We start from the raw sequence: 14,734 nt of genomic DNA on the forward strand, positions 1-14,734 counted from the left end.
GATGAACTCCGAGTACTACATTGCAGCAGGTTCGGGTAGCAAGGACGGGTTCGACGTCGTCGTGACGCCGGATTCTGCTGGCTGGAGCGAATCCAGCCTGTGGACAATCACGCTCGACCCTGGAGCATCCGCGGATCTGAACTCGGGAGGCGACGAGATCATGGTCGTCCCCCTGTCCGGTTCGGCGACCGTCACCAGCGACGGTACCGAGTTAACCCTCCGCGGACGCGCCTCGGTCTTCGACGGACCGTCCGACTTCGTCTATGTCGGAAAGGGTTCCGCGTACACGATCGGAAGCCGCGACGGCGGGCGGTTCGCCTTGTGCGGCGCACGGGCCGAGAAGAAGCTCCCGTTCCGCTACGTGCCTGCAGCCGACATCTCCGTCGAGCTCCGGGGCGCAGGCAACTGCAGCCGCCAAGTCCACAACTTCGGCACCGCCGACACGTTCGAGGCCGACTCGCTCATCGCCTGCGAGGTCATCACTCCGGGCGGAAACTGGTCGTCCTACCCGGGACACAAGCACGACGAGAACACCGAGAACGAATCAGCACTCGAAGAGATCTACTATTTCGAGATCGCCGAAGGTCCGGACGGTAGTAACGGATTCGGCTACCACCGCGTCTACGGCACTCCGCAACGCCCGATCGAGGTGCTCGAAGAGGTTCGCACCGGCGACGTCGTCCTCGTACCCCACGGCTACCACGGCCCGTCCGTCGCAGCTCCCGGCTATCACATGTACTACCTCAACGTCATGGCCGGACCGGGCAAAGAACGCGCCTGGAACATCGTCGACGATCCCGAACACACCTGGATCCGTGGTACCTGGGCGGACCAGGCCGTCGATTCTCGTCTTCCACTTCACACCGCATCCGAAGGAGCATGACCGTGGTGTCCACTGCGCCGATCTCGGCGAACAAGATCGAGAACACCGAACCCACACTGCACCTCACTGTCGCTCAGGCGGTCGTGAAGTTCCTGGCCAACCAGTACGTCGAGCGCGACGGCACGCGAACCAAGCTCTTTGCCGGCGTGTTCGGGATCTTCGGCCACGGCAACGTCGCAGGCCTCGGTCAGGCGTTGCTGCAGGCCGAGATCGACGCCGTCGAAGCAGGTACCGAACCCGAACTCCCCTACGTCCTCGGGCGCAACGAACAAGCCATGGTGCACAGCGCCGTCGCCTACGCTCGGCAGAAGGATCGACTGCAGGCATGGGCCGTCACGGCAAGCGTCGGACCGGGCGCAACGAACATGCTGACCGGCGCCGCGCTCGCCACCATCAACCGTCTGCCCGTGTTGCTGCTCCCCGCAGACACATTCGCAACCCGCGCAAGCGCTCCCGTGCTGCAGGAACTCGAACTACCGTCGAGCGGTGACGTCACCGTCAACGATGCGTTCAAGCCTCTCTCGCGCTATTTCGACCGTGTGTGGCGTCCTGAGCAGCTGCCGAGCGCTCTGCTCGGCGCGATGCGCGTGCTCACCGATCCGGTCGAGACCGGTGCTGCAACCATCGCCATTCCGCAGGACGTTCAAGCCGAGGCTTTCGATTGGCCGGAGTCACTGTTCGCACCGCGCACGTGGCACGTCGCTCGCCCGCTACCGGAGAAGTCGGTGATCACACGCGCCGCCGAGGTCATCCGAAGCGCCACGAAGCCGATGATCGTCGCAGGCGGCGGCGTCATCTACTCCGGCGCTACCGAGGCTCTCGCGTCCCTCTGCGAGAAGACGGGAATCCCGGTCGGGCAGAGCCAGGCCGGGAAGGGATCACTTCCGTACGATCACCCGCAATCGGTCGGCGCTATCGGCTCGACCGGCACCACCGCAGCCAACGCTCTCGCGACCGAGGCCGATGTGATCATCGGGATCGGCACGCGCTACAGCGATTTCACCTCTGCCTCGCGCACTGCGTTCAACAACCCGAATGTCCGCTTCGTGAACATCAACGTCGCGTCGATCGACTCGGTCAAGCAGGGCGGCATCTCGGTCGTCTCCGATGCCCGTGAAGCCCTCGACGCTCTGGCAGTCGAGCTGGCCGACTACGAGGTAAATCCCGATTACCGCACTCGCACAGCGGACCTCGCCTCCGAATGGGACCGAACCGTGTCCTCGGCCTACGAGATCGAGGACCCCACCGCACCGTTGAATCAGAACCAGGTCATCGGGCTGGCCAACACACTGTCCGATCCCCGCGATGTCGTGGTCTGTGCTGCGGGTTCGATGCCGGGAGACCTGCATAAACTCTGGCGCATTCGCGATGCCAAGGGCTATCACGTCGAATACGGGTTCTCGTGCATGGGCTACGAAGTGGCCGGCGGCATCGGCGCCAAGATGGCCGAACCCGATCGTGACGTGTTCGTCATGGTCGGCGACGGCTCCTACCTCATGATGGCGACCGAATTGGTCACCGCCGTGCAGGAGGGCGTCAAGATCATCATGATCCTGGTGCAGAACCACGGGTTCGCCTCCATCGGCTCGTTGTCGGAATCCCTGGGCTCCCAACGCTTCGGTACCGCCTATCGCTACCGAGGGGACGGCGGGGCGAGCGAAGCGACGGGGCTGTTGAAGGGTCGACTCGATGGTGGAATTCTGCCGGTCGATCTGGCTGCGAACGCGGCGAGCCTCGGAGTAGACGTCGTGCGCGTGAACAACGGATCCGAGTTCACCGACGCGGTCAAGACTGCCAAGGCAAGCGAGACCACAACGGTCATTCACGTCGAGACCGATCCCCTTGTCGCTGCACCGGATTCCGAGTCGTGGTGGGATGTTCCGGTCAGCGCCACCTCGACACTCGAGTCCACTCGAGGTGCGTACGCCACCTACGAGAAGTGGAAGAAGATCCAGCGCCCCTTCCTCCGTCCGTCCGGCGACTAGTACCAGAGGACGTCGTGGGCCGACCTCGAGTGCACGATATGACCGGTATTTGTCCGAATTCCGCCGATTCGGGTCGATCGTGTGCCCGCACTACCGGTGGGTCGGACTGTAGGCGAGCACCTCAGCACCTAGGGTGATTCGCGATGAGAACGATTTCACGGGTGACCGCTGCCCTCGCGACGACCGCTGTCCTGCTCACGACGGCCGGTCCCGCGTTCGCACAACCGATCGAGTCACCGACCGAAACCACGACGACACCGTTCGCGACGCCGAACACCGACGACTGTCCGTTCGCGACGTCGCCACCTCCTGCGATCGATCTGTCCGAGGTCCCCGCGCCCGGTGAAACGGTGCCCCCGCCGCTACCGGTCCCCGCTGACGCTGTCGGTGGTGCGAATCTCGGCCAGTGCGGGACGGTAACCCCTGACGGTGCACCGCCGCTACCGGCGGACATCTCGGCTACCGGTTGGGTTCTCTCGGACCTCGACTCCGGAGACGTCATCGCTGCCAAGGACCCGCACGGTCGATACCGCCCGGCGAGCACGATCAAGATTTTGCTGGCCCTCGTCGCACTCGAGGAACTGGACCTGAGCACGACCATCGTCGCTACAGCCGAGGACGCGAACGCCGAAGGCAGCGCGGTCGGGATCGGGAAAGGCGGCGTGTATACCAACTTTCAGCTGATGCAGGGCCTGGTGATGGCGTCGGGAAACGACGCCGCCCATGCGCTGGCAGCTCAGCTCGGCGGCGACGCACGGGCGGTGGCGAAGATGAACGCCGAAGCACAGGCACTCGGCGCTCTGGACACTCGGACCGCAACACCGTCCGGACTGGACGGCCCCGGAATGTCCAGTTCTGCCTACGATCTCGCGTTGCTCTTCCGCACGGCCATGCAGAATCCGACATTTGCCGAGCTCATCTCGACCGAGTCCGTGCAGTTCCCCGGATTCCCGAAGGACCCTGCCATTCCCGACGATGTGGATCGTCCTGGCTTCACTCTGTCGAACGACAACCAGCTTCTCTACAACTACGAGGGTGCACTCGGCGGTAAGACCGGATACACCGACGACGCCCGACAGACGTTCGTCGGCGGGGCCGCCAAAGACGGTCGGCGCCTCTCCGTCACGATCATGCTGGGCGACGTCCTGCCCGTCCGACCGTGGGAGCAGGCCGCTCGGCTCCTCGACTACGGTTTCGCGCTCCCGCCAGGCACGAGTGTGGGCACTCTGGTCCAGCCCGAGTCCGTGGGCGAGGTGACGAGAACGCGTACCGCTGCACCCACCCTTGCGTCTCCCCCGAGCGCGACGTCCGGGTCCAGCGAGCGCGAATCCGCACTCGAATCCGGCGGTGACACCGCAATCCGCGTGGGAATCGGAATCTTCGGCGCACTCGTGGTGCTCGGCTTGCTGCTGTGGGCCCGTCAGCTGAGCCGCAAGCGCTGATCGGTCAGCGTCTTCTTCCCAGGAATCCCAACCCGATCGCTGCCAGTGCACCTGCTCCGACGAGCGCGATTCCCTCGCCGATACTCGGACCGTCGTTGACTTCGAGGCGTGTGGTGATGACTGCCGGTTCCGGTGGCGGCACGAACGCCAACGCCATGCTCTCGCGAGTCGTCGCAGCGAAAGCGGTGGCGAACAACACGAATCGTGACGTCGTGAACACGAACACCAGCAGGCCGATGATCGGACCGAACACGACCCCGGCCGGACCGTTGGTCACGGAGCTCAGGTAGATCGCCGCGATCTGCTTGAAGATCTCGAAGCCGACGGCAGCTATCAGCCCACCCCTGACTGCGCTTCGGAACGGGACCGGCTCGCGCGGAAGTCGCGAAATGACCCAGGTGAACACCGCCCACGTCGCGACAAGCGCCAGCAATACCGAGACGATACGCAGCAGCACACCGACACCAGGTGCTTCGTCCAGTTTCAGCAGCCGCAGAAGAGACTGCATGACGGATCCGCCGTTCAACGCGGAGAGCCCGAGGGACAACGCCATCGCCAGACCGAGACCGAAGAGCGCGGCCAAATCCTTGAGCTTCGTCGTTACGAAACCGCCTCGCTCGTGAACGGACTCCCACATCGCGGTGAGCGCCTCCCGAAGATTCGCGATCCATCCGAGACCTGCATACAACGCGCCGAGCAAACCGAGGACGCCGACGCTTGTCCTCGACTCCACCGCGGTGTCGATCAGCGAATTGATCGTCTCGCCGAGACTTCCCGGAACGTTCTGTGCGATCTGGTCTCTGATCTGATCGAGCCACTCGGGCTGACCGGCCAACACGAAACCAGCGGCGGCAAAAGCAACCATCAGCAGCGGAAACAATGCAAGCACACTGAAATAGGTCATGCCCGCGGCGTAATAGTCGCCCTTTTGTGCCTGGTATCGCGATGCGGCACGGACCGTGTGATCGAACCACGGCCACTTCTGCCGACGGTCCTGCAGTATTGCGCCGAAGTCAGGAACGTCAATCACTCCTAAAAGTAGGCCCTTGCTGTCGGTCCCCCGGCAACCAGTATGAGCTGTTCTCAGGGAAGCGGGGCCAAGAACCCCACCCGGTCGTACACCTGCGCCAACGTTCGTGACGCTACCTCCCGCGCCCGATCCGCGCCGTCGGCGAGAATACGGTCCAGTTCGGGGATATCGGCCATGTACTCGTCGACGCTGGCTTTGAGCGGAGTCACGAACTCTGTCAACACATCTGCCGTGTCGGACTTGAGGTCCCCGTAGCCCCTGCCCTCGTATCCCGCGACGAGGTCCTCGATGGACCGATCCGACAGCGCGGACTGGATCACGAGAAGATTGCTGACGCCCGGCTTGTTGGCCGGATCGAACACGATGTCACGTTCGTTGTCGGTGACCGCCGACCTGAACTTTTTCGCCGTCACCTTGGGGTCGTCGAGCAAGTTCACGATGCCAGCCGGGTTGGAGCCGGACTTGCTCATCTTCGACGCGGGCTCCTGCAGGTCGTAGATCTTGGCAGTGCCCTTGATGATGTGTGCGTCCGGAACGACGAATGTCTTCTTGAATCTGGTGTTGAATCGCTGCGCAAGATCGCGGGTCAACTCGAGGTGCTGGCGTTGATCTTCACCGACCGGCACCAGGTTGGGTCGGTAGAGCAAAATGTCGGCGGCCTGCAGGACCGGATAGGTGAACAGACCGACCGACGTCTGATCGCGCCCCTGCTTGGCAGATTTGTCCTTGAACTGGGTCATTCGTCCGGCTTCACCGAAACCGGTGATGCAGTTGAGAACCCACGCGAGCTGAGCGTGCTCGGGGACCTGACTTTGCACGAACAGCGTCGAACGCTTCGGGTCGATACCGACGGCCAGGAGCTGCGCTGCCGCGATCCTGGTGCGATGCCGGAGCGCTTTGGGATCCTGCGGCACCGTGATGGCGTGCAGATCCGGAATGAAGTAGAACGCGTCGTAGTCGTCCTGCAATGCCACCCACTGACGCACGGCACCCAGGTAGTTGCCGAGGTGGAACGAGTCCGCCGTCGGCTGGATGCCGGACAGGACGCGCTGGCGCGGTCCCTGTGGTGCGTCGGTAGGAGAAGAGGAAGACATGCTCATGATCTTTTCACGACGCGGCAACGTCTTTTCTTCCAGGCTCTAGCGGTAGCGGACCGTCACCGGCGCGTGATCGGACCAGCGTTGGTCGTAGGCCTCGGCACGCTCGGTGACCGCGTCCTTCGCGCGATCGGCGAGCGCCTGCGTTGCGAGTTGGTAATCGATCCTCCACCCCGCGTCGTTGTCGAAGGCTTTGCCGCGGTACGACCACCAGCTGTAGGGACCCTCGACATCGGGATGCAGGTGGCGGACCACGTCCGTCCACGGGCTCTTCTCGGCCAGAAGAGCCGACACCCACGCGCGCTCCTCAGGCAGAAACCCCGAGTTCTTACGGTTGGTCTTCCACGCCTTGAGGTCGTTCTCGGTGTGAGCGATGTTCCAGTCCCCACCGACGACGACGTCTCGATCCGCGGCCTTCGCGGCTTTGGCGACCTTGGCGAGGTACTTGGCGAACGCCGCCATGAATCGTTCTTTCTCGTCCTGACGCTCGGTGCCTACCTCCCCCGAAGGCAGGTAGAGACTGGCCGCGGTGACGTCACCGAAGTCCGCCTCGATGTAGCGGCCCGACTCCTCGAACTCCGCGGCGCCGATCCCCACCCGCACGGCGTCCGGCGCCGCGCGGGAGAGAATGGCAACACCATTTCGACCCTTGGCCGAAGGTTCCGCCGACGCCAGATGCCAGCCCGCGTCGAGTGCCGGCGCGAGAGCCTTGGTCAACTCTCCGTCGTTTGCACGCGTCTCCTGCAAGCAGACGACATCTGCATCGATTACTTCCAACCACGGCAGCATCCCCTTCCTGGCAGCCGCGCGAACTCCGTTGACGTTGACTGTGGACACGGTGATAGGCACGCACAGCACCGTAGTCGACGGCACCGACAGCCCCGACATCACACAGCAAGCAGATTCACCGTCGACGCTTCGGTTTGGCTCCAGGCTTGGGAGCGATCACCCGCACTTCGGGTTTCGACGCACGTTCCGCGTGCGCTGCGCGTGCGTCTTCTTCGTCGATGCGTCGGTACACCAGGTGCTGTTGAGCGTATGTCCAGATGTTGTTGCTCACCCAGTACAGCAGCACCGCGATCGGCAGGACCGGTCCGCCGACGAGAACCCCTGCGGGAAACACCCACAGCATCAGCCGATTCATCATCGCCGTCTGCGGATTGCTCCGCGCGACGTCGTCCTGGCGAGCAATGGACGCGCGTGCATTGAAATGCGTAGCGACACTTGCCATCACCATCAACGGAATCGCAACCAGCGCGATGGTCACTACCGTCGGAACTCCACCGAACGGGGCGAACGAATTCAACGTGTCCTGTGAACTGCTGATGGCGGCCGAAATAGGTGCACCGAACAAGCGAGCGTCGAGGAACGATTGCACGTCGTCCACATCGAAGAAGTAGTTCGGGGTGTTCGCGTTGTCTTGCGCGGACATACCGAGCTGGCCGAACCCGGTGGCCGTGCGGTTGAACGATCTCAACACGTGCAACAAACCGATGAACACCGGCGCTTGCGCAAGCAGTGGAAGGCATCCGAGCAACGGATTGAACCCGTGTTCCTTTTGCAGCTTCTGCATCTCGCTGGCCTGCTTGGCCCGGTCACCCTGATACTTCTTCTGCAACGCTGTGATCTCGGGTTGCAGCTTCTTCATCGTGAGCTGTGTACGAATTTGCCGGACAAAAGGTTTGTAGAGCGCCAACCGAAGCGTGAACACCAGAAACACAACGGCCAGTGCCCACGTGATCCCGTTGTCCGGGCCGAGGACGGATCCGAAGATCGTGTGCCAGATCCACAGGATCCCGGACACGGGGTAATAGACGAAATCGAGCATGAGAAGCACCTCTTGGAAGTAGTCGGTCGAATGGATCTGCTCGACCGGCGACGGCGCCCGGAGTTCGGGTCGCGGGACCGGTCAGAAGACCGATCCAGGTGCTCTCGGCATAGGCCGCCCCGGTGCATCGGGACGGTATTGGCGACGGAATCCCCCGCGGAGGCGTCGTTCCTCGGCGGGTGGGTGCGGACGCGGTGTCCTGGCAGCGATAGTCGCCGACAAACCGAGAACGCCGAGAACGACGAGGGCGGAGACTACAAGCCCTAGAAGGGCCAGATGGACGGTCGGCTGGTCGTCGACGACGACGACGACCAGGACGAGCAACAGCGCAGCGGCGAACAGGGCCGCCAGGGTACGACTGCTAACTACTAACGAACGCGGGTAATACACGAGAGCTCCCGGGGTGCGGACTGACGATTGACGAACGGTCCGGAGGGAACTCGGGTGTTACCTGATCAGAGCGCCCCCACCAGAGCACCGGGAGCGCGAGGCATGGGACGGCCTGCCTCGTCGGGACGTTCCTGCCTGCGGAACGCGCCGCGAAGCCGACGCTGCGCGCCGTCAGGGCCGTATGGGACGCCGAATACCGCACGCAGCAGGTCTTTCCGGCTTCCCACGGCCACGACCGTCACGACCAGTGCGGTGACCACGAAGCCGAACAGGGCTGCGGTGCCGGCGGAATCGGGGACAGCGGCGAGCAGGGACAGGACAAGGAGGTACGCCGCGACGAGATGGATGTATCTCATGGCATTCCTCCTCGCGATCGATGACGTTCCCGGTTCACCTTATCGCAGGGCAGGCACCCGCTCAGGGCATCGCTGCACAGGTAGCCGTCGGACGCTGCTCGAGTAGCTCGGATGCACGCGCATCGGACACGTTCCAGTCCCGCCAACTGCCCGACGGTTCTCCTGCACCCAGTGCGCAGCTTCGATACGGCTCGGGAAGTCGATCGAGTTCGGGTGCCGCATCGCTCGACAATCGCGACAGGTACCGTGTGTCGATCTTCCCGGTGGTCTCGAATCGCTCCACATTGTGCCGCGCGATATAGGCGTCGGGGTTGAGAACCGCCAGACCTAGAACGGTCAGCACCGCACCCGCGCCCACCGCTCGCGGGAGCCATCGTCCCGACATTTTCAGTCCCGTCGCCATGACGAGCAGAAACACCGAACCGAGCCACAGTTCGACCGCGGTCACGAACAACCGCAGGGTCGTGTATCCGTACTGCTGTTCGTACAGGGACATCCGATGAAGCGCAGACGCCACCACGACGAGCGACAGGGTGCACAGCAGACCCAGCAAGATCCGCAGCGCCGCGCGATCGACCACAGAGGCTCTCGACGCCTTCCCGATGACGATCGCGATCACGAGCAACGTCAAAGCCGTCACCGCGAGCAGTTGCCAGAATCCTTGGCGGGCGTACTCGGCGTTCGTGAGCCCGTCGGTGACCAACACGTGACTTTGGCCGCCGAACAACGAGCCGATCTGCACGCCTACGAATCCTGCGAACACAGCGACGAGTGCCGCCAGCGGAACGCCCCACTCCCACAGCCGAATCGACCTCGACGACGGCCGAGCCAACCTGTCGAACCGTGGACGATTGACCACGACGTACGACGCGGCGAGCACTCCACCGGCCACCAGCAGAAAGACCATCACTCGTGCCGCGGCCACATCTGGATCCCATTCCGGTGCGACCTCGTCGACGAGCCTTCCGAACGCGGGATCGGCGCCGGCGAACAGCGCAGCGAAGACTCCGACAACCACGATGGTGACGACGGCCACCGCTGCGACCCGGCCGAAATGGACCCGACCCGTGTCCAGGCGTCGGATCCCGTGGGAGGTCCAACGCACCGTTCTGTACATGACCAACACCGGAGTCATCGCCCCGAGCGCTGTTCCCCTCCAGGTCCACGACCCCGACAGCACTGCGCCTGCGACGAACACCGCCAACCACATGGACATCGTCACCAACCACCCGGCCGATCGGAACACGGCAACCGAACTGAGTGCGAGGACCGTCAGTGCTCCGGCAGCGTGCCACGTCGTCGTTCGTTCCGGGCGAACGCACGCCACCGCCGCGAGAATCGCCACCACAGTGATCGGATAGCCGATGCCGGTGCCGGACAGCACGACCGAGCCGACGACACCCGCCAACAGCGCTCCGAACAATGCGTGCCGGGGAGCGGCAGCATGACGCACAACTGGCCAGACCCTGGCAGGCCAGGGTGAACAGCGATGCTGCTGGACAGGCACTTTCAGACTCACGGCCGGTACAGGCTCTTCTGCCGGTACGGGACGATCGGACGGTGCGGGACTTTCGGCGACAGCCTTTTCAGTGGCGCTCATCGATGAACCTCTCTATGAGTATCTTGTCGGCCGGACTCGGACCGACATGTGTTTCGGGCAGGACTGTGTTTCGGGCAACACAAGGAGCGACGTCACGCGGGCGTGCGTCGAAGGAAAGTGTCGAGAAGCTAGGAGTGCGGGATCTGCACCCGGATATGGCAACCCGGGGTCCGGTCCAGCACCTCTATCGTGCCGCCGTGCAGCTCGGTTGCCCACCTGGCGATGGCAAGCCCGAGACCGGTACCGCCGTCCACTGCACCGCCGCGGGTGAATCGATCGAAGACCGAGAAGTGTTCTGCACGAGCAATTCCGGGCCCATCATCGACAACTTCCAGCCGAATTCCGCCCGCTACGGAATACGCCGACAAAGTCACTTCGCTTCCTCGCGGGGCGTGCCGGACGGCATTGTCGATGAGGTTGGTGACTACCTGAGTGAGCCTGGACCGATCTGCTGATACCCCCAGATGCGGTGGCTGCACCTCGATTCGGACGCACCGATGCTCCGAGGTCACCGCTTCGAGGAATCCGCGAACACCGAAACGTTCGGGACGGAGCGGGAGGACTCCCCCTTCCAATCGCGACAGGTCCAGCAGTTCGGTCACTAGATCCCCGAGCTTTTCCGTCTGCTTCAGCGCAATTGCGAGAGTGTCCGGTTCGGGTTCGGTGACGCCGTCCACCATGTTCTCCAGAACGGCCCGGAGCGCGGCGATAGGTGTCTTGAGTTCGTGCGAGACGTTGCCGATCAGTTCACGCCGATACGTATCGGCCGCCTCCAGATCGGTGGCCATGGTGTTGAACGCCTCGGCGAGTTGGCCGATTTCGTCGCGGGAGGTGGCACGAACCCGCGTCGAATAGTCGCCTCTCGCCATCGCTTTCGCGGCCGACGTCATTTCTCGCAGCGGTGAGGTCATGCCGTGCGCGAGTACCTGCGTCGCAGCCAACGACATGACCAGCGCGGCGAGCAGGGAGTACCGGAACTGCCAGCCTGCGCCGATCCAGAAGACGACGCTGGCGACCACGAGCACGATGCCCACGATCAGCGACACCTTGAGCTTGAACGACCCGAGCGGGTCGAGAGGGCGAGGAAGCTTGCGGACCGCGTCGGAGAGCCTCACCGCGGCACATCCAGCGCATAGCCGACTCCGTGCACCGTGCGGATCAAGTCGCCACCGATCTTGCGTCGCAACGCTTTCACGTGACTGTCGACCGTTCGACTGCTCGCCGAATCCTGCCATCCCCAGAGCTCGGCCAGAAGAGTCTCGCGGGCGACGGCCGCCCCCGGACGACCAGACAAGTAGAGCAGGATGTCGAATTCGGTTCGAGTCAGATGTATTTCGCCATCGGTGCCGGATACTCGCCGAGCGTGATGATCGATCGTGATGACACCGAGCTTCGTCGAGGACGATTCGAGCAGAGCGCTGCGATCCGCTCGCCGCACCAGCGCGTGTACGCGTGCGACGAGTTCTCGCATGCTGAACGGCTTGGACAGGTAGTCGTCGGCACCGACGCCGAGGCCGACCAGCATGTCGGTCTCGTCGGACTTGGCCGTCAGCATCAGCACCGGGACGGCGCGGTCGGCTTGAATCCGACGGCAGACTTCCAAACCGTCGAAACCCGGCAACATGACGTCGAGCACCACGATGTCGGGCCGAACGCGGCCGCACACCTCGACGGCCGAAGGTCCGTCGGACGCGGTGACCACGTCGAAGCCCTCGCCGCGTAGGCGCACGGCGACGGCGTCGGAGATCGTCGGTTCGTCGTCGACGACAAGAACGGTGCGGTTCATGCATCTGACCCTAGAGGGAGCCCATGGAGGAGTCGGACAGGAATTGTGGAGGTTCGGTGAAGATCCTCGGGGCAGCTCCCAGCAACATCACAGCCTGCGCCCAGCCGATCCCACGGTTACCCCTACACGCTCGTGCGGACGCAACGAGGGAGAAGACTGTAATGACTCAAGTGGACACCGACCACTCACAGGCCGAAGAGAGTCCGCGGCCGTTGGCGCGCAACAAGTATCGACTCGGTCTCGCCGCCTTGCTGATCGCAACGGCAGTTCTGTACCTGTGGAATCTGACGATCAACGAATACGCCAACACCTTCTATGCGGCGGCAGCTCAGGCCGGATCACAGGACTGGAAGGCCATGTTCTTCGCGTCACTGGACTCGTCGAACTTCATCACCGTCGACAAGCCACCCGCGTCGATCTGGGTGATGGCACTGTCCGTGCGAATCTTCGGATTCTCGAGCGCAGCTGTCCTGGTTCCGCAGGCACTGATGGGCGTCGGAGCGGTAGCTCTGGTGTACGCCGCGGTCAAACGCGTGAGCTCGCCAGGCGCAGGACTGCTCGCTGGGGCGGTATTGGCTCTGACTCCGTCCGCCGTGCTCATGTTCCGCTACAGCAATCCCGATGCTTTACTCACCCTGCTCATGACGCTGGGCGGCTACTTCGTGATCCGCGCGATCGGCACCGACATCGGACGACGCGCCGCAGGATGGCTTGCACTCGCAGGCGTGGCACTCGGATTCGCATTTCTGACCAAGATGATGCAAGGCCTGCTCGTGCTGCCGGCATTCGGCCTGGTCTACCTCGTTGCCGGTCGGTCTCGACTGATCCCGCGACTGGTGCATCTGCTCGGTGCGGCAGCAGCGCTGGTGGTATCGGCTGGATGGTGGGTTGTGGCCACCATCGTGTGGCCTGTCGACTCGCGCCCGTACATCGGCGGCTCGACGGACAACACCGTCATGGACCTCGTCCTCGGTTACAACGGGCTCGGACGCATCTTCGGCCAGAGCCTCGGAGGCGGCGCATCAGGAAGCGACATGACCGGAGGCATGCCGAGTGGCATGCCGAGTGGTTTGCCCGGGGGCACGATGCCCGGGGGCATGCCGAGCGGCATGGGAGGTCCCGGCGGTGGCGGTGGTGTACCGGGCTTCGGCAGTTCGACGGGTCTCGATCGACTGTTCAGCGGCGAAATGGGGTTCCAGATCGCGTGGTTGATTCCAGCGGCACTGATCGCACTGGTTCTGGGATTCATCGCCCGCGGCAAAGCCCCACGTACCGACTTGATTCGCGCGTCACTGATCCTCTGGGGTGGTTGGTTCCTCGTCACCGGGCTGATCTTCAGTTACATGTCGGGAATCGTTCACGAGTACTACACCGTCGCACTCGCCCCCTCGATCGCAGGATTGGTCGGCACCGGCGCCTACGCACTATGGATCGAACGCGATCGACTGTGGGCTCGTCTCGGGTTGTCGTCAATGGTCCTCGCTGCAGGAATATCCGGATGGGTGCTGTTGAACCGCAACTCGACCTGGCTTCCCTCGTTGAAGTGGATCGTTCTTATCGCAGCGATTGCCGCGGCTGTCGGTCTCGCGCTACTGGCCGTCGACCGGGTCCGGAAGCTGACGGTCGCCGTGGTGACGCTAGCGGTTCTTGCCGGCCTCGGAGCTACCGGCGCCTATGCCGTGGCCACCGTGGGGACTTCGCACACCGGGCCGGTCCCCAGCGTCGGACCTGCAGGCAGTGAAGAGAGGGGCGGCATGAGCGGCATGGGCGGTCCAGGAGGAATGCCGTCGGATCCGACGGGCGGAAACGGTTCGGACGCGCCGGATGCAGCTGCGCCGCCCACCGGAAGCATGGGCGCACCCGGAAGCATGGGCGCACCCGGAAGCATGGGCGCACCGGGAAGCATGGGCGCACCGGGAAGCATGGGCGCCACCGACCCCGAACTCGTGTCGCTTCTTCAGGACGCCGACAACCGCTGGGCGGCGGCGACGTCCGGATCCATGTCGGCCGCCGAGATCGAAGTTGCCTCGGGAACCGCAATCATGGCCATCGGAGGGTGGAGCGGCGACCCCGCTCCGACGATGCAGCAGTTCCAAGACTGGGTGGCCGCGGGAGACATCGGGTACTACATCGCCGGCGGTATGGGTGCGCCGGGGAGTAACTCGGAGATCTTGGCCTGGGTCGAAGCCAATTTCACCGCACAGACCATCGGATCGACGACCGTGTACGACTTGGATCCGAGCTGATCGGACCACGTCGCGACCACGTAGAGGTAGCTCCACGAGAATGAATGAGGGTCGGCTACCCTAAGCCGGACGGGGGGGGGGGGGGGGGGGG

General features: G+C 63.8%; 13 protein-coding genes. 4 read left to right on the forward strand and 9 right to left on the reverse strand.

The features are described from left to right. Position 1 precedes the first annotated feature (1 nt). The 3 genes from iolB to ACODSO_RS27385 all read left to right on the forward strand — a co-directional run bounded on the left by iolB (position 2) and on the right by ACODSO_RS27385 (position 4,310). Positions 2 to 883 (forward strand): 5-deoxy-glucuronate isomerase, encoded by an 882-nt coding sequence (iolB, locus tag ACODSO_RS27375; RefSeq protein WP_489039830.1) that lies wholly within the window; start codon positions 2 to 4, stop codon positions 881 to 883. Continuing rightward, complete coding sequence (iolD, locus tag ACODSO_RS27380) at positions 880 to 2,868, forward strand: 3D-(3,5/4)-trihydroxycyclohexane-1,2-dione acylhydrolase (decyclizing) (RefSeq protein WP_489039831.1); 1,989 nt, start codon at positions 880 to 882, stop codon at positions 2,866 to 2,868. The genes iolB and iolD overlap by 4 nt, the downstream gene beginning before the upstream one ends. Positions 2,869 to 3,011: 143 nt before the next feature. Then, positions 3,012 to 4,310 (forward strand): D-alanyl-D-alanine carboxypeptidase family protein, encoded by a 1,299-nt coding sequence (locus tag ACODSO_RS27385; protein WP_489039832.1) that lies wholly within the window; start codon positions 3,012 to 3,014, stop codon positions 4,308 to 4,310. A 4-nt stretch (positions 4,311 to 4,314) separates the two neighbouring features. On the opposite strand, the gene yhjD is transcribed toward ACODSO_RS27385, so the two are convergent. From yhjD to ACODSO_RS27430, 9 genes are all read right to left on the reverse strand, one after another. Further along, on the reverse strand, positions 4,315 to 5,340 hold the full coding sequence (yhjD, locus tag ACODSO_RS27390) for an inner membrane protein YhjD (RefSeq protein WP_068380540.1): 1,026 nt from the start codon (positions 5,338 to 5,340) through the stop codon (positions 4,315 to 4,317). A 53-nt stretch (positions 5,341 to 5,393) separates the two neighbouring features. After that, positions 5,394 to 6,434 carry a tryptophan--tRNA ligase gene (gene trpS / locus ACODSO_RS27395; protein ID WP_489039833.1) on the reverse strand — a complete coding sequence of 347 codons (1,041 nt, stop codon included), beginning with the start codon at positions 6,432 to 6,434 and terminating at the stop codon, positions 5,394 to 5,396. A 45-nt stretch (positions 6,435 to 6,479) separates the two neighbouring features. After that, positions 6,480 to 7,325: an exodeoxyribonuclease III gene (locus tag ACODSO_RS27400; RefSeq protein ID WP_489039841.1), complete on the reverse strand. Its 846-nt coding sequence runs from the start codon at positions 7,323 to 7,325 to the stop codon at positions 6,480 to 6,482. 16 nt (positions 7,326 to 7,341) lie between these two features. Beyond that, positions 7,342 to 8,265: a membrane protein insertase YidC gene (gene yidC / locus ACODSO_RS27405; protein WP_489039834.1), complete on the reverse strand. Its 924-nt coding sequence runs from the start codon at positions 8,263 to 8,265 to the stop codon at positions 7,342 to 7,344. An 81-nt stretch (positions 8,266 to 8,346) separates the two neighbouring features. After that, entirely contained in the window at positions 8,347 to 8,655 is a 309-nt protein-coding gene (locus ACODSO_RS27410) for a DUF6412 domain-containing protein (RefSeq protein ID WP_489039835.1), read from the reverse strand. A gap of 65 nt (positions 8,656 to 8,720) precedes the next feature. Further along, on the reverse strand, positions 8,721 to 9,011 hold the full coding sequence (locus ACODSO_RS27415; protein WP_489039836.1) for a DUF6412 domain-containing protein: 291 nt from the start codon (positions 9,009 to 9,011) through the stop codon (positions 8,721 to 8,723). A 61-nt stretch (positions 9,012 to 9,072) separates the two neighbouring features. Next, on the reverse strand, positions 9,073 to 10,611 hold the full coding sequence (locus tag ACODSO_RS27420; protein WP_489039837.1) for a DUF4153 domain-containing protein: 1,539 nt from the start codon (positions 10,609 to 10,611) through the stop codon (positions 9,073 to 9,075). A 128-nt stretch (positions 10,612 to 10,739) separates the two neighbouring features. Then, positions 10,740 to 11,726, reverse strand: a complete 987-nt coding sequence (locus ACODSO_RS27425) for an ATP-binding protein (protein ID WP_489039838.1) — start codon at positions 11,724 to 11,726, stop codon at positions 10,740 to 10,742. Continuing rightward, positions 11,723 to 12,397, reverse strand: coding sequence for a response regulator transcription factor (locus ACODSO_RS27430; protein WP_489039839.1), 675 nt, complete (start codon positions 12,395 to 12,397; stop codon positions 11,723 to 11,725). The genes ACODSO_RS27425 and ACODSO_RS27430 overlap by 4 nt, the downstream gene beginning before the upstream one ends. Before the next feature lie 161 nt (positions 12,398 to 12,558). Between ACODSO_RS27430 and ACODSO_RS27435 the strand changes: the two genes are divergently transcribed. Continuing rightward, the gene (locus ACODSO_RS27435; protein WP_489039840.1) at positions 12,559 to 14,643 is read left to right on the forward strand and encodes a glycosyltransferase family 39 protein; all 2,085 of its coding nucleotides are present in this window, start codon (positions 12,559 to 12,561) and stop codon (positions 14,641 to 14,643) included. Positions 14,644 to 14,734 lie beyond the last annotated feature (91 nt).

It is taken from the genome of Rhodococcus sp. FG69 (assembly GCF_057808915.1).

Coding starts and splice junctions, on each gene's coding strand:
- iolB (WP_489039830.1), top strand. CDS start 2: ATGAACTCCGAGTACTACATTGCAGCAGGTTCGGGTAGCAAGGACGGG.
- iolD (WP_489039831.1), top strand. CDS start 880: ATGACCGTGGTGTCCACTGCGCCGATCTCGGCGAACAAGATCGAGAAC.
- ACODSO_RS27385 (WP_489039832.1), top strand. CDS start 3,012: ATGAGAACGATTTCACGGGTGACCGCTGCCCTCGCGACGACCGCTGTC.
- trpS (WP_489039833.1), bottom strand. CDS start 6,434: ATGTCTTCCTCTTCTCCTACCGACGCACCACAGGGACCGCGCCAGCGC.
- ACODSO_RS27400 (WP_489039841.1), bottom strand. CDS start 7,325: ATGTCGGGGCTGTCGGTGCCGTCGACTACGGTGCTGTGCGTGCCTATC.
- yidC (WP_489039834.1), bottom strand. CDS start 8,265: ATGCTCGATTTCGTCTATTACCCCGTGTCCGGGATCCTGTGGATCTGG.
- ACODSO_RS27415 (WP_489039836.1), bottom strand. CDS start 9,011: ATGAGATACATCCATCTCGTCGCGGCGTACCTCCTTGTCCTGTCCCTG.
- ACODSO_RS27420 (WP_489039837.1), bottom strand. CDS start 10,611: ATGAGCGCCACTGAAAAGGCTGTCGCCGAAAGTCCCGCACCGTCCGAT.
- ACODSO_RS27430 (WP_489039839.1), bottom strand. CDS start 12,397: ATGAACCGCACCGTTCTTGTCGTCGACGACGAACCGACGATCTCCGAC.
- ACODSO_RS27435 (WP_489039840.1), top strand. CDS start 12,559: ATGACTCAAGTGGACACCGACCACTCACAGGCCGAAGAGAGTCCGCGG.